20 protein-coding genes, 1 tRNA gene and 1 pseudogene are annotated in these 25534 nt (G+C 62.1%); 6 read left to right on the plus strand and 16 right to left on the minus strand.

Annotated elements, in window-relative coordinates; all coding sequences use genetic code 11:
• Positions 1–7: 7 nt before the first annotated feature.
• The 4 genes from C1M53_RS27720 to C1M53_RS27735 are packed head-to-tail and all read right to left on the minus strand — an operon-like array spanning position 8 to position 3316.
• Complete coding sequence (locus C1M53_RS27720) at positions 8–985, minus strand: quinone oxidoreductase (RefSeq protein ID WP_129415300.1); 978 nt, start codon at positions 983–985, stop codon at positions 8–10.
• Positions 986–987: 2 nt separating this feature from the next.
• Positions 988–1794, minus strand: coding sequence for a phosphatidylcholine synthase (gene pcsA, locus C1M53_RS27725; RefSeq protein ID WP_165358256.1), 807 nt, complete (start codon positions 1792–1794; stop codon positions 988–990).
• On the minus strand, positions 1791–2405 hold the full coding sequence (locus C1M53_RS27730) for a DUF1326 domain-containing protein (protein ID WP_129415302.1): 615 nt from the start codon (positions 2403–2405) through the stop codon (positions 1791–1793). The genes pcsA and C1M53_RS27730 overlap by 4 nt, the downstream gene beginning before the upstream one ends.
• 17 nt (positions 2406–2422) lie before the next feature.
• Positions 2423–3316, minus strand: coding sequence for a DUF2182 domain-containing protein (locus C1M53_RS27735; protein WP_129415303.1), 894 nt, complete (start codon positions 3314–3316; stop codon positions 2423–2425).
• A 116-nt stretch (positions 3317–3432) separates the two neighbouring features.
• On the opposite strand from C1M53_RS27735, the gene C1M53_RS27740 reads away from it, so the two are divergent.
• Entirely contained in the window at positions 3433–4641 is a 1209-nt protein-coding gene (locus tag C1M53_RS27740) for a UbiH/UbiF family hydroxylase (RefSeq protein ID WP_129415304.1), read from the plus strand.
• Here C1M53_RS27740 and C1M53_RS27745 read toward each other — a convergent pair.
• Complete coding sequence (locus tag C1M53_RS27745; RefSeq protein WP_129415305.1) at positions 4618–5580, minus strand: AEC family transporter; 963 nt, start codon at positions 5578–5580, stop codon at positions 4618–4620. The two genes, C1M53_RS27740 and C1M53_RS27745, sit on opposite strands and share 24 nt — an antisense overlap.
• 121 nt (positions 5581–5701) lie before the next feature.
• On the opposite strand from C1M53_RS27745, the gene hspQ reads away from it, so the two are divergent.
• On the plus strand, positions 5702–6025 hold the full coding sequence (gene hspQ, locus C1M53_RS27750; RefSeq protein WP_165358257.1) for a heat shock protein HspQ: 324 nt from the start codon (positions 5702–5704) through the stop codon (positions 6023–6025).
• Positions 6026–6110: 85 nt separating this feature from the next.
• On the opposite strand, the pseudogene aspS reads toward hspQ, so the two are convergent.
• Together aspS and C1M53_RS27760 are read right to left on the minus strand one after the other, a co-directional pair.
• Positions 6111–7900 (minus strand): annotated as a pseudogene (aspS, locus tag C1M53_RS27755) (aspartate--tRNA ligase).
• Between the two features lie 170 nt (positions 7901–8070).
• Positions 8071–8487, minus strand: coding sequence for a GNAT family N-acetyltransferase (locus C1M53_RS27760; RefSeq protein ID WP_129415307.1), 417 nt, complete (start codon positions 8485–8487; stop codon positions 8071–8073).
• A gap of 224 nt (positions 8488–8711) precedes the next feature.
• Here C1M53_RS27760 and rnd point away from each other — a divergent pair, with 224 nt between their 5' ends.
• Positions 8712–9869 (plus strand): ribonuclease D, encoded by a 1158-nt coding sequence (gene rnd, locus C1M53_RS27765; RefSeq protein WP_129415308.1) that lies wholly within the window; start codon positions 8712–8714, stop codon positions 9867–9869.
• A 44-nt stretch (positions 9870–9913) separates the two neighbouring features.
• Here the strand turns inward: rnd and guaB are convergent, their stop codons facing one another.
• Positions 9914–11416, minus strand: coding sequence for an IMP dehydrogenase (gene guaB, locus C1M53_RS27770; protein ID WP_129415309.1), 1503 nt, complete (start codon positions 11414–11416; stop codon positions 9914–9916).
• A gap of 299 nt (positions 11417–11715) precedes the next feature.
• Between guaB and C1M53_RS27775 the strand changes: the two genes are divergently transcribed.
• On the plus strand, positions 11716–13131 hold the full coding sequence (locus tag C1M53_RS27775; protein ID WP_129415310.1) for a DHA2 family efflux MFS transporter permease subunit: 1416 nt from the start codon (positions 11716–11718) through the stop codon (positions 13129–13131).
• A 3-nt stretch (positions 13132–13134) separates the two neighbouring features.
• Here the strand turns inward: C1M53_RS27775 and C1M53_RS27780 are convergent, their stop codons facing one another.
• Positions 13135–13845 carry an RlmE family RNA methyltransferase gene (locus C1M53_RS27780; protein WP_129415311.1) on the minus strand — a complete coding sequence of 237 codons (711 nt, stop codon included), beginning with the start codon at positions 13843–13845 and terminating at the stop codon, positions 13135–13137.
• Positions 13842–15185 (minus strand): Ppx/GppA phosphatase family protein, encoded by a 1344-nt coding sequence (locus tag C1M53_RS27785; protein ID WP_129415312.1) that lies wholly within the window; start codon positions 15183–15185, stop codon positions 13842–13844. Before C1M53_RS27785 ends, C1M53_RS27780 begins: the two co-directional genes overlap by 4 nt.
• Before the next feature lie 294 nt (positions 15186–15479).
• Here C1M53_RS27785 and C1M53_RS27790 point away from each other — a divergent pair, with 294 nt between their 5' ends.
• Both C1M53_RS27790 and C1M53_RS27795 read left to right on the plus strand, forming a co-directional pair.
• Complete coding sequence (locus C1M53_RS27790; protein WP_129415313.1) at positions 15480–16430, plus strand: lysylphosphatidylglycerol synthase domain-containing protein; 951 nt, start codon at positions 15480–15482, stop codon at positions 16428–16430.
• Positions 16431–16568: 138 nt separating this feature from the next.
• Positions 16569–16642 (plus strand) — tRNA-Gln (locus C1M53_RS27795).
• 28 nt (positions 16643–16670) lie between these two features.
• Here C1M53_RS27795 and C1M53_RS27800 read toward each other — a convergent pair.
• The 6 genes from C1M53_RS27800 to xth form a co-directional block, all read right to left on the minus strand.
• A complete protein-coding gene (locus C1M53_RS27800; protein WP_129415314.1) occupies positions 16671–17285 on the minus strand; it encodes a YigZ family protein in 615 nt (204 codons plus the stop codon).
• A gap of 93 nt (positions 17286–17378) precedes the next feature.
• Positions 17379–18683 (minus strand): HlyD family type I secretion periplasmic adaptor subunit, encoded by a 1305-nt coding sequence (locus tag C1M53_RS27805; protein ID WP_129415315.1) that lies wholly within the window; start codon positions 18681–18683, stop codon positions 17379–17381.
• On the minus strand, positions 18680–20416 hold the full coding sequence (locus tag C1M53_RS27810) for a type I secretion system permease/ATPase (protein ID WP_129415316.1): 1737 nt from the start codon (positions 20414–20416) through the stop codon (positions 18680–18682). The genes C1M53_RS27805 and C1M53_RS27810 overlap by 4 nt, the downstream gene beginning before the upstream one ends.
• Before the next feature lie 72 nt (positions 20417–20488).
• Positions 20489–20890, minus strand: coding sequence for a hypothetical protein (locus tag C1M53_RS27815; RefSeq protein ID WP_129415317.1), 402 nt, complete (start codon positions 20888–20890; stop codon positions 20489–20491).
• Positions 20891–21000: 110 nt separating this feature from the next.
• Complete coding sequence (locus C1M53_RS27820) at positions 21001–24342, minus strand: M10 family metallopeptidase C-terminal domain-containing protein (RefSeq protein ID WP_129415318.1); 3342 nt, start codon at positions 24340–24342, stop codon at positions 21001–21003.
• Positions 24343–24755: 413 nt separating this feature from the next.
• The gene (xth, locus tag C1M53_RS27825; RefSeq protein WP_129415319.1) at positions 24756–25532 is read right to left on the minus strand and encodes an exodeoxyribonuclease III; all 777 of its coding nucleotides are present in this window, start codon (positions 25530–25532) and stop codon (positions 24756–24758) included.
• Between the last annotated feature and the right edge of the window lie 2 nt (positions 25533–25534).

Below are 25534 nucleotides of genomic sequence, written 5' to 3' on the forward strand. Positions count from 1 at the left end.
TGAAGGCTCACGGAACAAGCACAGTCGTTCCTGTCGTCTTGCGTCCTTCAAGGTCGGCCTGGGCTCTGCCGGCGTCTTTCAAAGCATAAGTCTGGTTGATCTTTATTTCGACGACGCCCTTCGCCACGACGTCGAACAATGCCTTGGCCGACGCTTCGAGATCCTCGCGTCTGGCGTTGTAGACGAAGAGTGTCGGCCGGGTGGCGAACAGCGAACCCTTTTGCGAAAGGAGCGCGATGTTGAAAGGCGGGATCGGTCCGGATGACTGGCCGAAGCTGACAAAGGTGCCCAGCGGACGCAGACAGTCCAGCGAACCCGGGAACGTGTCCTTGCCGACCGAGTCATAGACCACATCGCATTTGCGACCATCGGTCAGTCGGGCCACTTCGGCGACGAAATCCTGCGTCCTGTAGTCGATGACATGGTCATAGCCATGTGCCTTGGCAAGCTCGGCTTTTTCCTGGGAACCGGCAGTGCCGATCACGGTGGCGCCGAGATGCTTGGCCCATTGTCCGAGGATCAGGCCGACGCCGCCGGCGGCGGCATGATAAAGGATCTTATCGCCCTGCCCGACCTTGAACGTGCGTCGCAGCAGGTATTCTGCCGTCATGCCCTTCAGCATCATGCCGGCAGCCTGTTCGTCGCTGATTCCGTCGGGGATCTTCACCACGCGGTCGGCGGCGATCACCCGCTGTTCGGCATAGGCCCCGGTATTGATCGCGTAGGCGATACGGTCGCCTTGCTTCAGCCAGCTGACGCCTTCGCCCAGTTCCAGCACCACACCGGCGGCTTCGCCGCCTGGTATAAGCGGAAGACCATTCGGGGCCGGATAGAGCCCGGTGCGAAAGTAGATATCGATGAAGTTGAGACCGATGGCCGTATGTCTGACAAGGATCTGGTCGGGACCTAGCTGGCCTGGATCGGCGTCCTCATAGACGAGGGCTTCGGGACCGCCATGGGCGTGGATGCGAACAGCCTTGCTCATCTTCACACTTTCCTGGCGCCAAGGTTCGGGAAGAACTGCATGACGCCGCCGATACAAAACAGGTAGATGCCAGTGATGCTGATGCCGATCTTGGTGAAAAGGCTGACCTGTTCGCCCAGGACACCGATCTGATTGTAGAAACTGGCGAGGGCCGACTGCGCCAGCGCCAGCGCGCCGAAGGCGCACCAGAGCAGCGTGACGGTGAGGTTCACGGGCCGCAGCCGCACGACACGGACCGGGTGCAGGAAATTGATCGGCACGAAGGTGAGGATGCCGGCGATCACCACCACGGCGAAGGACACCCATTGCCCCGGTTCAATGACGAACAGCGTGAAGACCACCATGTTCCACACCACCGGGAACCCCTTGAAGAAGTTTTCCTTCGTCTTCATGCCGGTGTCGGCATAGTAGATCGCGCTCGACACAACGATGATCGCTGCCGACAGGAACGAAAGCCCCTCGCCCATGAAACCGCGCTGATACAGGGCGAAGGCCGGGATCAGGACGTAGGTCACGTAGTCGATGATGTTGTCGAGCAACTCGCCTGACCAGGTTGGCAGGATTTCCTTCACTTCCAGTTTGCGCGCGATCGGCCCGTCGATGCCGTCGACGAACAGGGCAAGACCAAGCCACCAGAACATCGCAGTCCAGCGTTGCTCGCTCGCCGCCACCAGCGACAGGAAAGCCAGGAACGAGCCGGATGCGGTGAGCAGGTGGACGGAGAACGCCCTCGCCTGAGGCCACGTCACCTTCTTCTTCGGACGTGGGATACGCTCGGCGATCTTTTTCGCGGTTGTCTTGTTCTTCACGGGCCCCGCCAATCCAGCTTGCAGATTTCGGCCGAGCGGCCAGCGAAATTCCAGTTTCGGCCAAAGGCACGCATGCGGCTCTTGTCGGACTTCGCGACGATGATCTCCGGCGCGATCCAGTATTCGGAGTTGCTGATCACCGTGTCCTTGCCGCGTGCCTTGCCGGGAACCGGCGTGATGGCGCCATCGATGATCTTTGGAATCTGGAAGACACGTGTGCGATCCTGCGTCTCATAGCTGATCGGTACCTGTTCGACGCCGAGGAATTTCCCCACCAGGATCGACAGAAGTGAGGTCGTACCGCCGGCCTTGCCGGTGAAAATGCGGGTAACTGCCTTGACCGCGTGGATCGACGCCCGCTTGTCGACGAACAGGCCCGCTGTCCAGTTGCCGCGGCTCATGTAGCCCGGGATTTCCATGATCAGGCCGAGATTCAGCCCGGAGAGATCGACTTCGCCGAAATGACCGGCATCGATTCGAAAGCCCGCCCAGGTCTGGCAGTAACCTTCCGTCGGCGGATGGTTGCCGAGCGACAGCACGCAAGGACAAAAAACCGTGCAATTGCAGGAAAGTACAAGCTCCCCCTTCATTGCCCAGCTGTGGTCGGTCATTGCCTTGTGTCCCTCTATCACAGGGACACTAATAGCAGGGCGCCGGACCATACAAGCAGTATCGCTCCGGCAATCCGGCTTGGCAGGCGGCCATTCACTTGTTTTTCTAGCAAGGCAAACAGCCCCAGCAGCACCATCCAGAACAAATTCATGATGCCGACGGCGAACATCACCAGCATCAGCGCCCAGCAACAGCCGAGGCACCAGATTCCCTGCTCGATTCCCAGACGGAAAATGCGCTGAGGCCTGTCGCTCCAGCGGGAAAAGAGAATGGAAAACGGCCGGCGGCATTTCTTGAGGCAGGCTTCTTTCAGACCGCTGAATTGATAGAGCCCGGCCACCGCGAGCAGCATGGCGGCGATGATGCCATTGGTCGGGCCAAACGCCTGCCCGACGGGGTCCATCATCTGCAACCCCAGCGTGATGGCAGCAAAAACCGCCGATGCCGCCAGCCAGACCGCCAGATAGCCGGCCACCAGGATCAAGGGATGCACCACCGGCTCACCCTTGATGCGGGCAGTATCGGCGATTTCGCAATATGTGCGGATCATTGGCGCCGCGGAAGGCAGCATGGTCGCCACCGCCATCAGGAACCACATCAGGACCGAGGCAGTGAACTGACCTGTGGAAGCGGCCTGGAATGGAGCCGGCCCGACGCACAAGGCGATGAAGCGCGCCAGGAAATCAGGCAGCGGTATTGCCGGCAGATCCCGCAGCAGGCCACCACCTGGTACTGCGCCGGCAAAGCCGGCCTGTACACTGCGGACTGCCATCGCGGCGAGCAGAAGCCATGCCAGCAGCACGGCACCAACAAGGGCGGCCAGGACGATGAAACCTGGCCTTGTGCCGATGCCGGCAACAGTTCGGCCGACACGGTCGAGATGGCTGAAATCTTCGCTTTGGCCGGTCATAGGCTGAATCGCCACGTTGATCATGCAAGTCCGGCTGCACTATATGCATTGTTCATGGCAGGTCGACCGCCACCGGACACTCTCCGATCCGCCAGCAGAGAACAAAGCGAGTGCCGATGCCCGATTCCAAAACCCGTATCATCGTCGCAGGCACCGGTCCGGCCGGTCTGATCGCGGCTCTTGGTTTTGCCCATGCCGGTTTTTCCGTGTCGCTGATCGGGCCCGACGCCAACATCTCCGATGGCCGCACCACCGCGCTGATGAATCCGGCACTCAAGGTGCTCGACCGGATCGGTATTCTTGGCGAACTACAGGCCGTGGCTGCTCCACTCAAGGTCATGCGCATCATTGATGCCACGCGACGCCTCATCCGCAGCCCGGTGGTGACTTTCCGTGCAAGCGAGATCGATGAAGAACGGTTTGGCCTGAACTTTCCGAACAATGTGCTCAATCCGACGCTGGCCAAGGCGGTCGAAGCGTCGCCCGGGATCGAATGGCGCAAGTCCCTGGTTGCCGGATGGTCTCTCGAAAAAGACGTGGCAACGGCTGTTCTTGCCGACGGCACTTCCGTTTCCGGCGCCCTTGCCGTTGCCGCCGACGGCCGTCTGTCGCCGGCGCGCGAAGCTGCCGGCATAACGACAGCGAGACGCGCCTATCCGCAGGCGGCGCTGGTGCTGAATTTCTCCCACCGGGTTGAGCATGGTTTCGTCTCGACCGAATTCCACACCGAGACCGGCCCGTGCACGCAGGTTCCCCTGCCCGGGAACCGATCGAGCCTGGTCTGGGTGGTCGAACCGGAAATGGCCGAGGAACTGGCGGCACTCGATGACGCTGCACTCTCGGTCAAGGTCGAGGAACGCATGCAGTCGATGCTTGGCCGTGTCGGCGTCGAGCCTGGCCGACAGATCTATCCGCTCTCCGCCGCCACGCCACTGCGTTTCGCGGCAAGGCGGATCGCTCTGGTTGGCGAGGCAGCCCATGTCTTCCCGCCCATCGGCGCGCAAGGGCTCAACCTCGGCATCAGGGATATCGATGATCTCATTGATGTCGCTTTGAAACATCGGGACGACCCCGGCGCCGTCGCGGCGCTCGCTGCCTACGATTTCAAGCGGCGGCCCGATATCCTGGCCCGGAGCGGTGCCGTCAATCTGCTCAACATGTCATTGCTCTCAGACATGCTGCCCGCCCAGATGGCACGCAGCGCGGGCCTTGGCCTGCTTGGCGGCTTTGCGCCGCTGCGTGCTTTCTTCATGCGCGAGGGACTTCGTCCCGGCAGCGGGTTCGCAGCGATCGCCGGCGGGCTAAGGGAACAGGTCCGGCGGTAGGATGCCGTTGCGGATCAGATAAAGCAGCCCCGTCACGGTAAACACCGACAGGCAGGTGGTGATCAGCACGCTGGCAGAAGCGCGCTGCACCCACACACCATATTGCTGGGCAATGACGAAGACATTGGTCGCCGTCGGCAAGGCAGCCAGGAGCACAGCCGAAAAAAGCCATGTAGGCGAGAAATTGCCGACTGCACTCAACACCACATAGCAGAGCAGCGGGTGCACGATGAGCTTGAGCAGTGCGATCGGCAGCATTTCGGCCGGGACACGGTTCAAGGGCCGCAGTGCCAGCGTCACTCCCATGGCAAACAGCGCGCAGGGGGCGGCTGCGTTCGACAGGTAGACGAGCAGCCTTTCCACCGGCATGGGCGGCCGAAACTGAAAATAGGCGGCAGCGACGCCGATGGCCGTGGCGATGATGAAAGGATGCAGGACGATCTTGCGGATGACATCCAGGATCAGCTCCGGCACAGGTCTCTTTTCGCCACCGGACAGCGCCATCATCATCGGCGCGACGGCGAAATGGATGATGTTCTCGAAACAGAAGATAAGCGCCACCGGCACCGCAGCCTGTTCGCCAAAGGCGAGCAGCGCCAGGCCCGGGCCCATGTAGCCGATGTTGCCGTAGGCCGCAGCCAGCGCCTTTATGGTCGATTGGGCGATTTCGCCGCGTGACAGGAAGACGGATGCGGCAAACATCAGGGAAAAGACGACATAGGTCGAAAAGACCGAACCGAGGATGAAATTCCATTCGGTCAGCTTCTCGAACGGCGTCTTGGCGAGAAGCTGGAAAAAAAGCGCCGGCAAAGCGACATAGACGATGAAAGTATTCATCCATCCCAGCGCTTCCAGCGGCTGCCTGGTCAGGCGCGCCACCAGAAAACCCAGGAAGATCAACCCGAAGAACGGCAGGACCAGACCGATGACTTCCGACATGCCGTTCCCCGACAATCCTCAGCCCGGCCTATAGGCTGATCGGAGGAGGTGCAAGCTTGGCAGGATTGAATTGCGATGGTTCCTGCGCCAAATAACAATAGAAAGTTGTGTGGTGAGTGTGATGAAAACAGCCAGATTCTCGATCGGACAGGTGGTTCGCCATCGGCTGTTTCCGTTTCGCGGCATCATCTTCGATGTCGATCCGCAATTCGCCAACACCGAAGAATGGTATGAATCGATCCCCGCGGAAGTCAGGCCGCGCAAGGATCAGCCATTTTACCATCTGCTGGCCGAGAATTCGGAGACCGAGTACATCGCCTATGTCTCGGAGCAGAACCTGCTCGAGGACGATTCCGGCGAACCGGTACGGCATCCGCAGATCAACGAGCTGTTCGAGAAGACGGCGGACGGACGCTACGAGCCCAGGCATCACTCGAAGCACTAACCCGCCGAAACCGCTGGTTTCGCGACAAAAAAAGGGCTTCGAAATTCGAAGCCCTTTTTTGATCCGTTGTCGGCGGAAGCGCCGATCAGGCGTCTTTCTTCTGGGGCGTGATGCGCAGTTCGAGTTCGCGCAGCTGTGTCAGCGTCGCCGGACTCGGTGCCCCCATCAACAGGTCCTGCGCCTGCTGGTTCATCGGGAACAGCGAGATCTCGCGCAGGTTCTTGGCGCCGACCAGAAGCATGATGATGCGGTCGATGCCGAACGCTGCACCGCCATGTGGCGGTGCGCCGTACTGGAAGGCGCGATAGAGGCCGCCGAAGCGGTCTTCCACGTCCTGCTGGCTCAGCCCCACCTTTTCGAAGGCCGCCACCATCGTTTCCGGCGACTGGTTTCGGATCGAACCGGAGGCGATTTCGAAGCCGTTGCAGACGGCGTCGTACTGGAAGGCCTTGATGGTGAGCGGATCCTGGTTCTTCAGCGCATCGAGGCCGCCTTGCGGCATCGAGAACGGGTTGTGCGCGAAGTCGACCTTCTTCTCGTCCTCGTTCCATTCGAAGAACGGGAAGTCGACGATCCAGCACAGCTCGAAGCGGTCGCGGTCGACAAGGTTCAGTTCCTCGCCGGCACGGGTGCGTGCCTCGCCTGCAAACTTATAGAACTTGTCCGGCTCGCCGGCGACGAAGAAGCAGGCGTCGCCGTCGTCCAGGCCGAGCTGGGTCCGGATCGCCTCGGTGCGCTCCTCGCCGATGTTCTTGGCGAGCGGGCCGGCGCCTTCGAGCTTGTCGGCTTCCTTGCGCCAGAAGATGTAGCCAAGGCCAGGCTGGCCCTGCTGCTGCGCCCAGGCGTTCATGCGGTCGCAGAAGGCACGCGAACCGCCCGTCTTGGCCGGGATCGCCCAGACCTGAACCTTCGGGTTCGAGGCGATCATGTTGGCGAAGACCTTGAAACCGGAACCGTCGAAATGGCTTGTCACCTGCTCCATGACGATGGGGTTGCGCAGGTCAGGCTTGTCGGAGCCGTATTTGCGGATCGCCTCGTCATAGGGGATGCGCGGCCATTCCTTGGTCACCGGCTTGCCTTCGGCGAACTGCTCGAACACCGAGGTCATCAGCGGCGCCATGGTGTTCCAGACGTCTTCCTGGGTGACGAAGCTCATCTCGAGGTCGAGTTGGTAGAATTCACCCGGCAGGCGATCGGCGCGCGGATCCTCGTCGCGGAAACACGGCGCAATCTGGAAGTAGCGGTCGAAGCCCGCCACCATCAGGAGCTGCTTGTACTGCTGCGGTGCCTGCGGCAGCGCGTAGAAATTGCCGGGGTGGATGCGGCTCGGCACCAGGAAGTCGCGCGCGCCTTCTGGCGAGGAAGCCGTCAGGATCGGGTCGAGTACTCGGCGAAACCGGCGGCCGTCATCTCGCGGCGCATCGCGGCAATGACCTGCGTGCGCTTGACGATGTTCTTGTGCAGCGTGTCGCGGCGCAGGTCGAGGAAACGGTACTTCAGGCGCACGTCCTCGGGATAATCCGGCTCGCCGAACACCGGCAGCGGCAGTTCCTTGGCGGCCGAAAGCACCTCGATCTCGCGTGCGAAAATCTCGATCTCGCCGGTCGGCAGGTTGGGGTTCACGGTTTCCCCGGTGCGTGCCTTGACGTCACCATCGACGCGGATCACCCATTCGCCACGCACCGTCTCTGCCGCCTTGAAGGCCGGCGAATCCGGGTCGGCAACGATCTGGGTCAGGCCGTAGTGGTCGCGCAGGTCGATGAACAGCAGGCCGCCATGATCTCGTACGCGATGGACCCAGCCGGAAAGCCGGACATTCTGGCCGACATCCGACTTCCTGAGGGCTGCACAGGTGTGGCTGCGGTAACGATGCATAGGACTGCCATTCCAAGATTTCAGGGGTTCAAGCAAACGGGGCGGCGCCGTGCGCGCCATGCCCGAAAATTGGCGCGAAAAGCGCATGCAAGCCGGCTTTTGTCAAGGTGAACACGCCAACTGAAGAGCTATACGGCCTGACTGGCCGTTTTATCGGAGCGACAGCCGTTTCAGAACCGCTTCTTCAGCCAGATGGTGGCCTGCCCGGGAGGATAGTCGTCGATACGGCCGAATTCCTCAAAACCGTGACGTTTGTAGAATTCCGGTGCCTGGAAGGAAAACGTCTCGAGATAGGCGCCGAGGCAGCCGTGTTCGCGAGCGACGGCCTCCGCCTTGCCGAGCAACTGGCTGCCAAGGCCGCTTTTGCGGTTCTCGGGGCTGACCCACAGCCAATCGACGAACATCCAGGAATATTCGATATGGCCCTTGAGTCCGCCCAGGACGCCGCCATCGTCATCGCGCGCCAGGATCCAGATCTCTTCTTCGTTATAGGGCCCGCCTTTCGCGATGTTGTATTCGTCCAGCCCCTCGCCGATCATATCGGCAATCTCTTCATCGACTTCCGTGCTGACGGTCAACGTCGCCATTTGGGCACCTGAGATTTCGCTTGAATAAAGGTCGGCAGGACTGCGCGCAGAACATCTTTTTCGTTCCGTTTCGCAGCAATGTTTGCGATTCCCACTCAGCAGTTTCAAATCTGGCGGGAAAAAGGCCGATATACACCGCCGATGGCAAGATTGCGCCTATAGACGACTTGACGAAGGCGGTCGGCAGGCGAGACAAGATCGCATTCCTTGCCAATGAGATTTTGATGCATCTGATAACAACCCAAGACGAACTGGATGCGGTTGTTCGCGAACTCGCCAAATCCGAATTCGTCACCGTCGACACCGAGTTCATCCGCGAAACCACTTTCTGGCCCGTGCTCTGCCTGATCCAGATGGCGGCTCCCGGCGTTACCGCGCTGATCGATCCGCTTGCACCAGGGCTGGATCTGAAGCCGTTCTTCGATCTGATGCGCAACGAGAACGTCACCAAGGTTTTCCACGCCGCACGCCAGGACATCGAAATCATCGTCCATCTCGGCGACCTCGTTCCGCATCCGGTTTTCGACACCCAGGTTGCCGCCATGGTCTGCGGCTTCGGTGACAGCGTCTCCTATGACCAGCTGGTGCAGAAGGTGACCGGCGCCCGCCTCGACAAGTCGTCGCGTTTCACCGACTGGCGGCACCGGCCGCTCTCCGACAAGCAGCTCGACTATGCGCTGGCCGACGTCACCCATCTGATCGATGTCTACAAGCATCTGAAAGACCAGCTGGCCCGCGAGGATCGTGCTCATTGGCTGAACGAGGAAATGGAGGTGCTCACCTCCCGCGAGACATACGACCCACATCCCGAGGATGCCTGGAAGCGGCTGAAGATGCGGTTGCGCAAACCGCAGGAGCTGGCGGTCGTGCAGGCTGTCGCCGCCTGGCGTGAGCGCGAGGCCCGGGAGCGCGACGTGCCGCGCGGGCGGGTGCTGAAAGACGATGCGATCTATGAGGTCGCACAACAGGCGCCACGCGATGCCAACGCGCTCGGCCGGCTGCGCACCACGCCGAAGGGCTGGGAGCGCTCTGCGACGGCAACGTCACTGCTCGATGCGGTCAACACGGCGCTGGCGCGTCCCAAGGAAGAGATGCCGAAACTGCCGAAGGTGTTTCAGCCACCGGAGGGCACAAGTGCTGCATCGGAACTGCTGAAGGTGCTGCTCCGAATCGTTGCCGAGAAGCAGGGCGTTGCCGCCAAGGTGCTGGCGACAAGCGACGATATCGACCGGATCGCCGCGGAAGGCGAGGAAGCCGACGTGCCAGCCCTGCAAGGCTGGCGTCGCGCCGTGTTCGGCGATGCTGCGCTCCGGCTCGTACGCGGCGAAATCGGCATCAAGTTCGAGAAGCGCAGGATCGCTGTCTTCGACCTGAAAAACTGATCGCGAGGGCAAGACTGCCCTCGCCCGCCCCTGCTGTCTTCGGCTCAGGCGCCGCCGTGATAGTTCGGGCTTTCGCGCGTGATCGTCACGTCATGCGCATGGCTTTCGCGCAGACCGGCATTGGAGATGCGCACGAAGGTCGCCCGTTCGCGCAGGTCGCCGAGGTCGCGGGCGCCGACATAACCCATCGCCGCCCTCAGGCCGCCGGCCAGCTGATGCAGCACACCGGCCACGGGGCCCTTGTAAGGCACCTGCCCTTCGATGCCTTCCGGCACCAGCTTCAGCGTATCGCGCACTTCCGCCTGGAAATAGCGATCGGCTGAACCGCGCGCCATCGCGCCGACCGAACCCATGCCGCGATAGGCTTTGAACGAACGACCCTGATGCAGATAGACTTCGCCCGGGCTTTCGTCGGTGCCGGCAAGCAGCGAACCGATCATCGCCGCATTGGCGCCAGCCGCCAGCGCCTTGGCGAGGTCGCCCGAATATTTGATGCCGCCGTCGGCGATGATCGAAATGCCGGCTTTGTCGGCCGTTTCCACCGCCGACATGATCGCCGAAAGCTGCGGCACGCCGACGCCGGCGACGATGCGGGTGGTGCAGATCGAGCCAGGGCCGATGCCAACCTTGACGCCGTCGGCGCCTGCATCGATCAGCGCCTGTGTGCCGGCCGCGGTGGCGACGTTGCCGGCGATGATGCGCACGGAGTTGGAGAGCTTCTTGGCCCGCGTCACCGCGTCCAGCACGCGCTGGGAATGGCCGTGGGCCGTATCGATGACGAGGAGGTCGACGCCGGCGTCGATCAAGCGCTCGGCCCGCTCGAAGCCGTCGTCGCCGACGCTGGTCGCCGCCGCCGCGCGCAGGCGGCCCTGCGCATCCTTGGTGGCATGCGGGTTGAGCTGCGACTTCTCGATGTCCTTGACGGTGATGAGGCCGACGCAATTGCCCTTCTTGTCGACGACGAGCAGCTTCTCGATGCGGTGCTGGTGCAGCAGGCGCTTGGCTTCATTCTGATCGACGTTTTCCTTGACGGTGATCAGGTTCTCGCGCGTCATCAGCTCGTAGACTTTTTGCTCCGGGTTGGAAGCAAAACGCACGTCGCGGTTGGTCAGGATGCCGACCAGGCGGCCGGTGATCTGGCCGCCGGTGCCACCGTTCTCGACGACCGGAATGCCGGAGATGCCGTAGTGGCGCATCAGTCCATGCGCATCGGCCAACGTCGCGTCCGGGCCAATGGTGACCGGGTTCACCACCATGCCAGATTCGAACTTCTTCACCTGCCGGACCTGCTCGGCCTGTTCGGCGGGCGTGAAATTGCGGTGGATGACGCCGATGCCGCCGGCCTGGGCCATGGCGATGGCCAGCCGTGCTTCGGTCACCGTATCCATGGCGGCCGAGATGATGGGAACGTTGAGTTCGATGTCGTTGGCGATGCGGGTGCGGATATCGGTTTCGCCGGGCATCACTTCGGAATGTCCCGGCTGCAGCAAGACGTCGTCGAAGGTCAGCGCCAGGGCGCCGGTAGCGGTCTCGATGATCTTTGCCATTGCCGATCCTTGTCTAAAAGCCGAAACGGGCGCTGACCCGGATGGGTGCGCCGACTCGAAGTTCCCTTTCAGGATTGGCGGTGGCTGGTAACACGTCTGATCGCCGATGGAAAGCGTGCGTGAGGTCCTATCGTCGTTTCGTCGGGACCGTATGTGGCGCGGTCCGTTGCTGGCCCTGGACACTTGCAATGCCGGCCGGGTCGCACAAAAGTGACCGAACCGAATGGGACGCAACCGCATTGCCGTGATATCGGCGTCGGCGATTGATCCTGCCGCAGTTTTCAAGGTCCAGATTTTTCGTGAACAGAATCATCCCGCTCGTTCTGGCCGTCGCCCTGTTCATGGAGAACATGGACTCCACCGTCATTGCCACCTCGCTGCCGGCGATCGCAACCGACATCCAGACAAGCCCGATCGCACTCAAGCTGGCACTTACCGCCTATCTGGTGGCGCTCGCCATCTTCATCCCGATCAGCGGCTGGATGGCGGATCGCTTCGGCGCGCGCAATGTGTTTCGGGCCGCAATCGCTGTTTTCATCCTGGGTTCGGTTGCCTGTGCCGCGTCCTATTCGCTCGAGACCTTCGTGCTTGCCCGCTTCTTCCAGGGCATGGGCGGTGCCATGATGACGCCGGTCGGGCGTCTGGTGCTGGTGCGGGCAACGCCGAAGAGCGATCTTGTCGCCGCGATGTCGTGGCTGACCATTCCGGCGCTGGTCGGTCCCCTCGTCGGCCCGCCGGTTGGCGGTTTCATCACCACCTATTTCTCCTGGCACTGGATCTTCCTGATCAACGTGCCGATCGGCATCGTCGGCATGGTTCTGGCGACCCGCTACCTGCCTGAAACGCCGCCTGGCCAGACACCGCCGCTCGACTACATCGGCCTTATCCTGAGCGGGCTCGCCGCTTCCGGCATCGTTTTCGGGCTCTCGGTGGTCAGTCTTCCGGCCCTGCCGCCCATCATCGGCTTCGTCACCGTGATTGTCGGTCTCGTTTGCGGCGGGCTTTATCTCTGGCACGCGCGCCACGCCAAGAACCCGTTGCTGGCGCTCGACCTGTTCCGGAACCAGGCTTTCCGCGCCTCGGTATTGGGCGGTGGCCTGTTCCGCATCGGCATCGGCGCGGTGCCATTCCTGCTGCCGCTGATGTTTCAGATCGGCTTCGGCCTGACGCCGTTCCAATCCGGCATGATCACTTTCGTCTCGGCGCTTGGCGCCATCGGCATGAAGTTTGTCACGGCCTGGCTGTTCCGGGTCGCCGGTTTTCGCCGCGTCCTGATCTGGGGCTCGCTGCTGGCGGCCGCCTCCATTGCCATCAACGGGCTGTTCACGCCGACAACGCCCTATCTGCTGATGCTGGCGGTGCTGCTTGTCGGCGGCTTCATCCGCTCGATGTTCTTCACGGGCGTCAACGCTCTGGCATTCGCCGAAATCCCAGCCGAAGACACGTCAAAGGCGACACCGATCACGGCTGTGGCCCAGCAGCTGAACATCGCGCTCGGTGTCGCGCTGGCCGGCGGCATACTGGAGATTTCAACCAAGGTGCACGGCGGCCCACTCACCCTGAGCGACTTCCACATCGCCTTCTTCATCGTCGCCGTGGTGGCTGCGCTTGCAGCGCTGTCCTTCATGCGATTGTCGCCGGATGCCGGCAACGCCGTCTCCGGTTACAAGGCCCAGCCCGGAAAGCCGATTGAAAGCACTGCGCCGACAGCCTGAAGCCTACTCTTCGGTCGGCGCCCGTCCCTTGAAGTCCTTGGCCAGCAGATAGAGCTCGACCGATTCGTCGCGCGAAGCCGGCGGCTTCACGTGATGAACCGAGCGAAACGACCGTTTCAGCATGTCCAGCAGCTCGTTTTCGGTGCCGCCCTGGAAGGTCTTGGTCAGGAAGTGCCCGCCGGGCTTCAGCACCGACATGGCGAAATCGGCCGCCACCTCGCACAGATGCATCGTGCGGAGATGGTCGGTGCGACGATGGCCGGTCGTTGGCGCCGCCATGTCGGAAAGAACGATGTCCGGTTCGCCGCCCAACGCTTCGATCAGCCGTGTCGGCGCCGCGTCGTCGAGGAAATCCATCTGCACGATGGCGGCGCCGGGAACGGCATCCATCTCCAGATAGTCGATGCCGACGACATGCGGCGCCTCTGCCGTCGATTTGGTGCGCGCGGCCGCCACCTGGCACCAGCCGCCCGGTGCGGCACCCAGGTCGATCACCTTCTGGCCGGGCTTCAGCAGACGGTGCTTGTCGTCGATTTCGATCAGCTTGTAGGCGGCACGCGAACGATAACCGTCCGCCTTGGAACGCTGAACATAAGGGTCGTTGAGATGCCGCTCCAGCCAGCGCCGGGACGACTCCTTCAGACCGCGTTTCTTCTTGACCTTGGTGCGCAGGACACGCGTCGTGCTGCCCGCACCATCCTTCTTGTTGGTCATTGCCGGCCCTCTGTCCGCCAGGAACCACGCGTGGCGCGGTCATCGGCCATCAATTCACTCAGGATTCCTTCGCGCAAGCCTCGGTCGGCAACGCGCAGGCGCTCTGACGGCCACACCGCCCGGATCGCCTCGAGGATCGCGCAGCCGGCAAGAACCAGGTCGGCACGGTCGGCGCCGATGCAGGGATTGGCGACGCGCTGCTGGAAATCCCAGCCGAGCAGCTTTTCCACCATGCGATCGACATTCTCTCGCCCCATCCACAGGCCGTCGACGCGGCGGCGGTCGTAGCGTTCGAGGTCGAGATGGACACCGGCCAGCGTCGTTACCGTGCCGGAGGTGCCGAGCAGATGGAAGTGAGGACCCGCCACGAGGTGGCTCAGCCTGTGGCGGCCTTCGAATGCGGCAAGGCGCTCCGCAACGTCGTCGACCATCGCAGCGAAGCTTTCCCGGGTCACCGTGCGGCCGCCGAAGCGTTCAGCCAGCGAGACGACACCGACCGGCAACGAGGTCCAGGAGACGATATGGTTCGCCAGGCGTTGCGAGCGGCGGTTGCTGAGATCGATCAGGGCGATCTCGGACGAACCGCCACCGATATCGAACAGCACAACGCCCTTGGTTTCGCGTTCGATCAGCGAACCACAGCCCGAAACGGCAAGCCGTGCCTCGGTTTCGCGGTCGATGATTTCAAGCTTGAGGCCTGCCTCGCGCTCGACCCTTTCCAGGAATTCCTCGCCATTGGCAGCGGACCGGCAAGCCTCGGTCGCGATCAGCCGAGCGCGGGCAACCTTGCGGATGCGCAACTTGTCGGCGCAGACCTTCAACGCCTCGATGGCGCGATTCATGGCGGCGTCGCCCAACCGGCCGCTCGCTGAAAGTCCCTCGCCGAGACGTACGATGCGCGAAAAGGCATCGATCACGCGGAACTGGCCGTGGCGTCCCGGCACCGCCACCAGCAGGCGGCAATTGTTGGTGCCGAGATCGAGCGCGGCAAAGACCGGCAATTCGCCGTTCCAGGGGGAACGAGGTCTTTCCTCCGGGGGGGATGCTGTCGGTTGAGGCTTTGCAGCGACGGGGTTCTGCCCTGCCCTCGACTGTGCCCCACCTGTGGCAACAGCAGGCGTTGCGCCGTCCGCTGGCGCGAAAACCTTGCGCCCGCGCCGCCGCTTGCGTCGTTTACGTCCCTTGGCTGCCTGCGGAGCAGAGGCATGCGAATCCCATCGCGTACCACTGTTGCTGTGTCCCTCTCGGCCTGCGGCCCGGGATCCAGGATCGGGCGCTGCCGAAATCCCCTCCGACATGCCGCCCTCCGGCGCTCCAGCGCCGGCGTCGCGGTCTTTCACTGCTTATCCTTCCGGTGCCGCGCGAACCGGGAAACCCCGGACGCTGCTGGCACGCACATTTCGTAAGTTGGCGCCAGACTAACAGCGCTGCGCCCAATCACCAAGTCCCGCCCGAAAATTGTCGATTGCCGGTTGAGCGTCACACATATCGCCGTAAACACGCCACAAGTGTTGAATAGCCGGCTTCGATCGGGCATTTCTGGTTCGGCGGGCTTGTCGGCGCGGATATCGCCGATGAAGCCCATGCGGGGCATCGAATTGTGATGGATTGGGGTTGCTGATGGCCGTGACGGCATGAATTTCAAACGTTTTATCTGGCCGGTCATCGGACTGGCCGCAGTCGCCTTTTCAGTGTGGGTTCTGTTCAACGAACTGCGCGGCATTTCCCTGGACGATGTCTGGGCCAGTCTTGCAGCGATACGATGGACGCACTGGCTGCTGGCCGCACTGAGTTCGATCATCGCCTACGCAGCCCTTGCCGGATACGACCATATTGCCCTGACACATCTCCAGAAACGGGTGTCCTGGCTGTTCGTGACGCTCTGCTCCTTCACCACCTATGCGCTGTCACACAACATCGGCGGCTCGGTGTTCTCCGGGGCGGTGATTCGCTACCGCGCCTACGCCACGCGCGGCCTGTCCGGCCAGGAAGTCGGCGTTCTGGTTGCGGTCTGCTGGATCACCTTCGTGCTGTCGTCGATCCTGCTTGGCGGCATCGTGCTGATCCTCATCCCCGACCTGTTCGAGCGATTCGCCGATGTCAGCGCCTTCAAGGAAGTCGGCTATGGCGGACTGTCGGCCGGCGCCGGCATCGCAATGATTCTTGTGGTGGTTGCCTATGTCTTCGGCAGCTGGCTGCACTTGAAGCCGCTGAAGATCGGGTCCGTGCAGATCCACTACCCCAGGCTGCCGATCGTGGCGCGCCAACTGGTGATCGGTCCGTTGGAAATCCTGGCGGCCGGCGCGATCATCTATTTCGCGCTGCCTGTTGAAAACAACCCCGGCTATCTCGTTGTCTTCGCTATCTTCCTGGTCGCTTTTTCAGCAGCGCAGATTTCACATGCACCGGGCGGGCTGGGCGTGTTCGAGGTCGTATTCCTTGCCGGCCTGCCCCAGATGGATCAGGCTGGCGTCATTGCGGCGCTGCTGGTGTTCCGGATGTTCTACCTCATCATCCCGCTCGTGCTGGCCCTGATCGTCGTGCTCCTGTTCGAGCGCTCGCAGTTTGGCCGCCGTATCAATTGAAACGCAGTCGAGGCTTGACTATTTGCCAAGCATGGCTACAAGGCAGCGCAGAAACGGGCGCGCGGCATACCGAGCCGCCGGCCAGAAGCCGTAAAGCACTTCAGCTCGTTTCGCCAAAGCATTGAATAGAATGCTTTTTGGGGAATAGGTTAACGGTAGACCCACGGACTCTGACTCCGTTAGTCCTGGTTCGAATCCAGGTTCCCCAGCCAATCCCCGCCTTCCCGACAGGCTTGAAGGTTACGGTGTGCGAACCAGCCTTCCATCAAATTTGACGACGGCCCGCCCGCTGGTCAGATCGCCTACCATGCGCGCCATACTGTCTGCCTCATGCTTCGGAACCAAAACCGAAAGCTCCGCGCCTCTATCGGTGAATGCCTGGCTGCCAAGTTGCACGCCTGGAAACGCCTCCAGCCGAGCCCGCACGAGAGCCAGATCGCTGAAACCACAGCTGATCGTCGCCTCGGCCGTATCGACGAGCGGCATCTTTTCGGCCTCTCGCAGGCACATGGCCGCAGTGCCACCGTATGCCCTGATCAAGCCGCCGCTGCCGAGCAGCACGCCACCAAACCAACGCGTGACAACAATGGCGACACGGTCGAGCGATTGGCCGTCGATCGCCTGCAACATCGGCTTGCCAGCCGTTCCGCTGGGTTCCCCGTCATCACTGAACCGGTAGGCCTGTCCGACCCGCCATGCCCAGCAATTGTGGTTCGCAGTCTGGTCTGAATGTGCCGCGATGAACTCCTTTGCCGTGGCCTCGTCGGGCACGGGGCCGGCGATCGCAATGAAGCGGCTCTTCTTGATCTCCTGCCGGGCCGTGACGGTCACGACCAAGGTGCTGAGGGTGCTCATGCCGCCATGTAGCGGCGGATGCTACACCGCTTCAACCAAATACCTGTCCGAGGAGGTCTGCGAGAAGGCGGATCTTGATCTCAGGGTGCGGCCTTATTCCTCACGGAAGGCCTTCTGAATCTGATCCGACAACGGCTTCACCAGATAGGAGAGCATAGTCCGATCGCCGGTCGGAAAGAACACCTCGGCCGGCATGCCAGGCGTCAGCGCCAGACCATGCAGCTTGGCAACCTCCACCTTTGGCAGCTTCACGCGCGCGACGTAGTACGCCATTCCGGTACGCTCATCGGTCGTCAGGTCGGCAGAGACGCGCGACAGCGTTCCGGTCAGTTCCGGCGTGGTCTGCTGGTTGAAGGCCGACAGGCGCAGAATCGCATTCTGGCCGGCCGTCACCTGGTCGATATCCTGCGGCGCGATGTGTGCCTCGACGGTCAGTTCATCGGTTACCGGTACGATCTGCATCACCTGTTCGCCGGGTGTGATGACCCCGCCGACCGTATGCACGGCCAGTTGCAGCACCACGCCATCCTGCGGGCTGCGCAGGTCGATACGCTTCAGCTGATCTTCGGCTGCGACCTTGCGTTCGACAAATTCGGCGATCCGCCCCTGCACTTCACGCAGTTCCGTCGCGACTTCGCTGCGGAGGTCCTGGTCGATCTGGATGATCTGCAGTTCAATCTCCGCCGCCTTGCCCTTCACCTGGGCTATTCCGGCGGTCAGCTGCCCATGTTCGCCTTCGAGCCGGACAGCGTCCCGCTCCAGCGCCGTCATGCGGTTGATCGATACCAGCTTGCGGTTCCACAGGTCGCGCACGCCTGCCAGCTCGACCTTGATCAGTTCGATCTCGCGGCGTTTCGCCTGCCGCTGTTCGGTCAGACCGGCGGTTTCCTCCGACAGCTGGGCGATCCGTTCGCGCAACTGCGAGCGCTGGCCGGACCGTGCCTGATAGCGGAAATCGAACAGCGACTGTTCTCCGGTCATCGACGCGGCGACAGCCGCCTCGCCTTGCCGCGACGTCAGGACGTCCGGAAAGCTGACCGTGTTCTTGCCGTCGCGCTCCGCCTCCAGCCGGGCGAGCCGCGCATAAAACTCATCCAGGCTTTTCGAGACAATGGCCAGATTGGCACGCGTCGTCGTCTCATCCAGGCGCACCAGGATGTCGCCGGCCTTGACGAGGTCGCCGTCACGGACACGGATCTCGCCGACCACGCCGCCTGTCGGATGCTGGACCTTCTTCACGTTGGAATCGACCACCAGCCGCCCGGAAGCGATCACCGCGCCGGACATCTTGGTCACCGCCGCCAGGCCGCCGACTCCTCCGACCAGCAGAAGGCAGGTCGCAAGCCCCGCGACGAGGTAGCGTTGGACCTGCCGGTGCGCCGATGTGGTCTTGCTCACGCTGGAACCCCTCTCTCCGTGGCGGCAACGACCTTGAGTGGTGCCGGTGAGCGGAAGACCTTGCTCAGGACCTCGTCCTTCGGGCCGAAAGCCTGCACGCGGCCATTGGCCATCACCAGCACCGTATCGACGCTGGCCAGGGCACTGGACCGGTGCGCGATGACGACGACAATGCCACCACGATCCCTGATGCCCTGGATAGCGGCGGACAGGGCCACTTCGCCTTCGGCATCGAGATTGGAGTTCGGTTCGTCCAGGATAACCAGGAACGGATCACCATAGAGAGCCCGTGCAAGGGCTATGCGCTGCCTCTGTCCCGCCGAAAGGGAGGCACCGGCTTCGCCCACGCTTGTGTCGTAGCCATCGGCCAGGTGCACGACGAGATCGTGCACACCAGCCGCCCTGGCGGCTGCCAGAACCGCTTCCGACGACGCATCCGGGTCGAAGCGGGCGATATTCTGTGCGATCGTGCCGTCGAAGAGCTGCACATCCTGCGGCAGATAGCCGATATGTCTGCCCAGCTCGTCGATCGGCCACTGATCGAGTGTCGCGCCATCCAGCCGTACGGCGCCCCGCGCCGGGAGCCAGACGCCAGCAAGCGCACGCGCCAGTGAGGACTTGCCGGAAGCGCTCGGACCGATGACCCCGAGGCCCGATCCCTTGGACAGCGTGAAATTCGCATCCCACACCACCGGTTTCTGATCGCCCGGCGGCGCGACGCTGATGGTCTCGACCACCAGCGTGCTGACGGGCGGCGGCAAGGTTACGCTGGTCGCCCCCTCTGGCAATGCGGACAAAAGCTGCTTCAGGCGTGCCCAGCCCTGCCGTGCCGCCACGAAACCCTTCCAGTGTGCGATAGCCAGTTCGATCGGCGCCAGCGCCCTGCCCATCATGATCGAGCTGGCAATCATGATGCCGCCGGTCGCTTCCTGCTTGATGACCAGATAAGCGCCAATCGCCAGAATTCCGGACTGCAGCATCAGACGCAATATCTTGGAGATCGTGCCCAGCGTGCCGGCGACATCGCTGGCTGCCGCATGGGCGTTCAGATAGTTGGCGTTGACGGCATGCCAGCGCTCGGCAATGCGCGCGCCGAACCCCATGGCCTGCATGGCTTCGGCGTTGCGCCTTGTCGCCTCCGCCAGGGCACTGCGGGTGGTGGCATACTGTCCGGCGATCTTTGTCGGGCCGCGGGTCCTGAATTCGGCCAGCAGCGTCAGCGCGAACAGGACAATGGCGCCCGCCAGTGCTGTAACGCCGATCCAGAAATGGAAAATGAAACAGATACCGATGTAGAGCGGCACCCAGGGCAGGTCGAACAGGGCGGTCGGCCCGGCGCTGCCGACGAAGGAGCGGACCTGATCAAGATCCCGCAACGGCTGCAGCCCGTCACCGGGGAGCTTGGCGCGCAGCGGCAGGCGCATCAGCGCCGAATAGACCGACGGGCTCAACTCCGCGTCCAGCCCCTGCCCCAGCCGCACCATCAGGCGCGATCGGATCAATTCCAGCACGCCCTGAAAGACGAACAGCGTGGCGGCAAGCACCGCCAGACCAACCAGTGTCGGCACACTGCGGCCTGGAACGACCCTGTCATAGACCTGCAGCATGAAGAACGAGCCGGTCAGCGCCAGGATGTTCACGACGCCGCTCATCAGGACAATGCCGGAAAAAGCCCGTCGAAATGACGAGAGAATTCCCACCAGCGTAAGCTGCGGCGACGATGTCTGCTTCATGCAGGCTCGCAATCGCGACAAGGCATCTCGATGCCGAAAATGATCATACCCCCAGCCATTGGCTCTGGTCCTTCAATACATGACTGTCTTGAGTGTGACATGGACGGGTGAGCCCGGCTCGATCCTTGCGCTGCCACGGGCGACCAGCCAGCCATCGGCCCGCTCCAGGCGTGCAACGATCTGCAGCGTTGGCGAGACAGTCGGGCTTTTGGTCAGGGGCAAGGAAAATTCTATTGTCCTGGAACCGCCATCGCTTTTGACGCGTGTTTTCGCAGCGCGACGCAGCGTCTTGTCCTTGATGGCCGGATCCTCGAGATAGATCTCAAGATGCCCCTCCGGAATGGCTACATCGCCTTTGAACGTGACTTCGCCACGAATATCCGTCGATTGAGCAGTAGCCGTGCCCGCCGCAGCGACAACAGCAGCCGCTCCCGCTGCCATCAGTACCGTGCGGCGCGTGGTTGGACGTTTCATTGCAAACTCTCCCCCTTGGATCATTGCAGCGTCCATGCCAGCTCTGAATGCACAGGATGACAGACGCTGTTGGTCGGAGGGGCGCTCGAAAGCGCCCCCTCCCTGCCACGCTAGGTGACCATGAAGTCCGCTGCCGACAGGTTCAGATGTGCGCTCAACTGCGCGAACTGAACAGCTGCTCCTTGTCCGGAACCATCGGTGTCGTAGGACAACACGCCGCTGTCGGTGTCATAGATGATGCGGTCGTCGGCATCATGAGCGACACCCGATGCGCTTTTGAAGAAAGCGCCCAGGGCGAGAGCACCGTCATTGCCCAGGTTGGTGAAGATGAGATTGTCCAGCAGGATCGTGTCGTCGGCGACGTTGAAGTCCTTGATCCAGTCGACATTGCCGTTGCCAAGCGCCGTCGAGAAGCGGAAGGAATCCTCGCCTGCGCCACCCGTCAACCTGTCGGCGGCCAGACCACCATCCAAAAGGTCGTTGCCGCTGCCGCCGTTGAGCTTGTCGGCGCCAGCAACGCCCGGCTGAGCCGGTGCCGGCGGGAATTCGACCGACACGTTCACCTTGTATGTAGAGCCTTCCGGTACCGCATCTGCCCAGCCATCACCAGGCACGTCGGGCGACCACATGCCTTCCAGGATATAATAGGTTCCGGTTTCCTTGACGACGAAGACCGTGCTCGAATCCCGGCTTGTGGTCGAGCCCGGGTCGCCACCACCGTCATCGTTCTGGGCAACGATATTGCCGTCGCTGTCCAGCAACCTGACCCAGCTGTCATGCACGTTGGGATCGGCAATCCCATCGATGTCGATCGAGATGACCGTTCCGGCCGCCAGGGTGATGCCATAGTATCCGCCCTTGCCGTTTCCGGTGGCGTTGACGGTCGTATGCAGCGTGGTCGTCGAATCGAAGATATCCGGGTCGGCGGCCAGCGAGAAGTTGTTCGAGATATCGAAGGCGGTTGCGATCGAATTGTTGGTCGCATCCGGTCCGAGTGTGGCATAGCCGGTGCCCATGCCCGGACGAGGTGGTATGTCACCCTGATAGGCGAAATCGCCGAGCAGGGTATCATCGCCACCGCCGCCGTTGATGGTGTCGTTGCCGCCTTGTCCGGTCAGGACATTGGCCGCACCGTCGCCGGTCAACTGATCGTTGAAGCCTGAACCGGCGAGATTCTCGATCGAGATATAGGTGTCGCCACCGGATCTGCCGGCACCCAGCTGGAGCCTGACGCCGCTGGTCGCGTCGGCATAGTCCGCCGTGTCGCTTCCCGCGCCGCCATTCAGCGTGTCGGCACCGCCACCGCCGGTCAGGATGTCGTCGCCCGATCCACCGGAGAGCACGTTGGCCTGGGCGTTGCCGATGAGATGGTCATCGTAGAACGAACCAACGGCGTTTTCGAAGCCGACGAGGATGTCATGCCGGATGACGGTGCCGCGCCCGACGATCTGTACCGGACCGTCCGCGTCGCCGCCGCTGGCGGTGCCATTGGCAAGGTCGATCGTCACGCCGTCGGAACTGCCTGAATAGACGACCGTGTCGATACCGTCGCCGCCGTCCATGTAGTCCTGGCCGGAGCCGCCGATGATGGTGTCGTTGCCGCCTTCGCCATACAGGATGTCACCGTCGTTGCCGCCATCCAGTATGTCGTCGCCGTCACGACCGTTGAAATAGTCGCCGCCACCCTGGCCCCAGAAATGATTTGCCGAGGCGTTACCGATGAAGCGATCGATACGGTCGTCGGAGCCGATCAGGTTCTCGATGCTGTAGAAGGTGTCGCCCGAGGCGGTGCCGCCGCTGGCGACATTCGTCTCGAGATTGACGAGCAGCTGGAAGGGGCTTTCCTTGCTGTAGTCGACCGTATCGACGCCGGCACCACCCCGGAAGATGTCGATACCGTCCTGGCCACTCAGCGTGTCGTCACCATCGCCGCCATCGAGGATATCGTTGCCGGCGCCGCCGAGGATGGTGTCGTTACCTCGGCCGCCATAAAGCGTGTCATTGCCGTCGTCGCTCTCGGTCTGGTCGTCCAGATCCTCGATGGGGATGGTGTTGTTGATGTCACGGCTGGCAAGTGAGTCGCGGCCGCCGATGATGAGATCGTCGCCATCCTGGCCGAAGATGGTATCGTTGCCGGCGCCACCGTCTAGCGTGTCATTGCCTTTGGTGCCCCAGATAATGCTGGTCATCGTGTTGTCGCCGATGATCGGTGGGGTTTCGCTGCCGCCGCTTACAGGTGGGGTCGTCAATTCGTCGGCATAGATGATGTGTTCGACATTGGCGATCTTGCGGATCTTCAAGCTTCTCGACATCAACACAACCGTGTCGTTGCCGCCATTGGCTTCCTCACGAACGATGTCGTCGAGGGAATCGACGAAGTAGGTGTCGTCACCGCCGTTGCCGGCCATGCGGTCGGCGCCGCCGCGGCCATCGAGGACGTTGTTGCCATCATTGCCGATCAGGATGTCGTTGAAGCGGCTGCCGATACCGTTCTCGATATAGTAGTCGGTCGTGTCGGCGTTGTGCCCGGCAAAGATCGACACGTTGTTGCTGTGGCCGTTGACGCTGGAGAACTGTCCGGCGCGCAGGTCAAGGATGGTGCCCGCTGTCGAACCGGAGAAGTCGAGCGTATCGGTACCGCCGGTGTCGTGGATGACGAAGCCGATGTCGTGCTGCATGCCCGAGGCGCTGAGCCTGTAGCCATCCTGCGTGGCTCCGAAGCCGTAGACGTTGTCACCTGTGTTGAGGTTGATCTCCTGATAGGTCCGCTCGCCATTTGCGTCGACCGTCGAGAAAAAGCGACGGATGACGGCCTCGATGTCGGCCATCAGCGGGGTTGACGCCGACCAGCGGGTGGTTTCGCCGACGTCGATGCCGTCGAAATAGGACATGACGCTGTATTGCTGACGGTCGTAGGTCCAGGTCGCATTGTTCAGATAGTTGATCTGCACGCCACCAGGACCGCTGTAGTTGTAGAGGCCGGGATGGTTCAATCCGAACTCGTGGCCGAATTCATGGATGAAGGAATCGAACACGTAGCCGCCAATGTCTGTCTTGTTCGGCTCCGTGTCGTGGAAACGCTGGCCTATGCTGACATAGCGATCGTTCGAATAGGCGCTGCCATCGTCTTCTTCGCCCAGTTCGGGGCTGACGACCTGCATCCAGTCCGTTGCGCTGTTGTAGGGAGCGTCATCGACGATTTCGAATTTCAAAGGCGTGACAAGCGACCACATCTGCAAGGCGCCGATCGCGGCGGCCTTGTATTCGGGGTGATCGTTGAGCTCATAGACGTTGATCCTCAGCGTTCCCGCCGCGATCGCAGGCGTCAGGCTGCGGTCCAGTGCTCCGAGATAATCGAGATAGGCTTCGTAGTCTGTACTTTTGCCGTATGGATTATCCGGCGTCTGGTCGTTGACCCACCACTGGTCGCTATTCTGGCTTGGGTTCGGCATCGTTGGGGTTCCTCTCCTACAACCGTGAAAAGCACGGCTGTACCGGTTTGCTACTTCCAACCACCAACAGGCATCGCTTGCGCGCCTGCTAAGCCCCTTCGCCTGCGTCAATATGTTATCGGAATTTTCGACTTGTCTACCCTGCTGGATGCTGACGCAGAGGCACTGCCGCGGGGTTCGTGTTCACTTCCCATTCCCGCTCGACAGAATTCGTCATTCGATGGCACCGGGGTCTAGCGTAAAGCCTCCCCCAAACCAGTGATGTATGGATGGGGCCGGAGTGCTATCCTGTTCCAGGTGCCGGAGTGCCCCCACTTCCGGCGCTTAGGCCGGCGCTTTCCCCGGTCCCTCTGGCGCGCGCCGGCCGCCCCATCGAACTCGCGTTCCATGGCAAGCCAGCGAACGTGCCTCCTCTACTGGACCGTGATCTTGACCCACACTGGCGCGTGATCGCTTGCTTTCTCCCAACCGCGCACCTCGCGGTCGACGCCGGCTGCGGTGAGCTGCCCGGCGATCGCGGGGCTGAGCAGCAGATGATCCAGCCTGAGGCCGGCATTGCGCCCCCAGGCGTTGCGCAGGTAATCCCAGAATGTGTAGACGCGCTCGTCGGGATGCAGCGCTCGGATCGCATCCGTCCAGCCCTGGTCGATGAGCTGCCGCAGTGCCTGGCGCACCTCAAGGCGGAACAAGGCATCATCCTGCCAGCGCTCGGGTTTGTAGACGTCGAGTTCAGCCGGAATGACATTGTAGTCGCCGGCGAGAATGACGGGGATGTTGTGTGCGAGCCGTTCCGCAGCATGTTGTTTCAACCGCTCGAGCCATCGCAGTTTGTAGTCGAATTTCGGTCCCGGAGCCGGGTTGCCGTTCGGCGCATAGAGGCATCCGATCAGGACGCCGCCGACGGCGGCTTCGATGTAGCGGCTCTGGGTGTCTTCCTCATCACCGGGCAAACCGCGCTGCGTTTCGATCGGGTCGACGCCGCGCGCCAGGATTGCGACGCCGTTCCAGCTTTTCTGCCCGTGCCAGATGGCGCCATAACCAGCCTCACGCAAAGCTCTTGCCGGGAACCTGTCACTGGGCGCCTTCAATTCCTGCAGGCAGACGACATCAGGCTCGGCCTGCGCCAGCCAGTCGAGCAGGAGTGAAAGCCTGCCATTGATGCCGTTGACATTGAACGTCGCGATTTTCATCA

Origin of the sequence: Mesorhizobium sp. Pch-S (assembly GCF_004136315.1) — a bacterium.
Classification (GTDB): domain Bacteria; phylum Pseudomonadota; class Alphaproteobacteria; order Rhizobiales; family Rhizobiaceae; genus Mesorhizobium.

Excerpts from the sequence above, each read along its gene's own strand:
- rnd (WP_129415308.1), top strand. The coding sequence starts at position 8,712 with ATGCATCTGATAACAACCCAAGACGAACTGGATGCGGTTGTTCGCGAA.
- C1M53_RS27800 (WP_129415314.1), bottom strand. The coding sequence starts at position 17,285 with ATGAGCACCCTCAGCACCTTGGTCGTGACCGTCACGGCCCGGCAGGAG.
- C1M53_RS27760 (WP_129415307.1), bottom strand. The coding sequence starts at position 8,487 with ATGGCGACGTTGACCGTCAGCACGGAAGTCGATGAAGAGATTGCCGAT.
- C1M53_RS27740 (WP_129415304.1), top strand. The coding sequence starts at position 3,433 with ATGCCCGATTCCAAAACCCGTATCATCGTCGCAGGCACCGGTCCGGCC.
- xth (WP_129415319.1), bottom strand. The coding sequence starts at position 25,532 with ATGAAAATCGCGACGTTCAATGTCAACGGCATCAATGGCAGGCTTTCA.
- guaB (WP_129415309.1), bottom strand. The coding sequence starts at position 11,416 with ATGGCAAAGATCATCGAGACCGCTACCGGCGCCCTGGCGCTGACCTTC.
- hspQ (WP_165358257.1), top strand. The coding sequence starts at position 5,702 with ATGAAAACAGCCAGATTCTCGATCGGACAGGTGGTTCGCCATCGGCTG.
- C1M53_RS27730 (WP_129415302.1), bottom strand. The coding sequence starts at position 2,405 with ATGACCGACCACAGCTGGGCAATGAAGGGGGAGCTTGTACTTTCCTGC.
- C1M53_RS27780 (WP_129415311.1), bottom strand. The coding sequence starts at position 13,845 with ATGACCAACAAGAAGGATGGTGCGGGCAGCACGACGCGTGTCCTGCGC.
- C1M53_RS27810 (WP_129415316.1), bottom strand. The coding sequence starts at position 20,416 with ATGAAGCAGACATCGTCGCCGCAGCTTACGCTGGTGGGAATTCTCTCG.
- C1M53_RS27820 (WP_129415318.1), bottom strand. The coding sequence starts at position 24,342 with ATGCCGAACCCAAGCCAGAATAGCGACCAGTGGTGGGTCAACGACCAG.
- C1M53_RS27745 (WP_129415305.1), bottom strand. The coding sequence starts at position 5,580 with ATGTCGGAAGTCATCGGTCTGGTCCTGCCGTTCTTCGGGTTGATCTTC.
- C1M53_RS27720 (WP_129415300.1), bottom strand. The coding sequence starts at position 985 with ATGAGCAAGGCTGTTCGCATCCACGCCCATGGCGGTCCCGAAGCCCTC.
- C1M53_RS27815 (WP_129415317.1), bottom strand. The coding sequence starts at position 20,890 with ATGAAACGTCCAACCACGCGCCGCACGGTACTGATGGCAGCGGGAGCG.
- C1M53_RS27790 (WP_129415313.1), top strand. The coding sequence starts at position 15,480 with ATGAATTTCAAACGTTTTATCTGGCCGGTCATCGGACTGGCCGCAGTC.
- C1M53_RS27735 (WP_129415303.1), bottom strand. The coding sequence starts at position 3,316 with ATGACCGGCCAAAGCGAAGATTTCAGCCATCTCGACCGTGTCGGCCGA.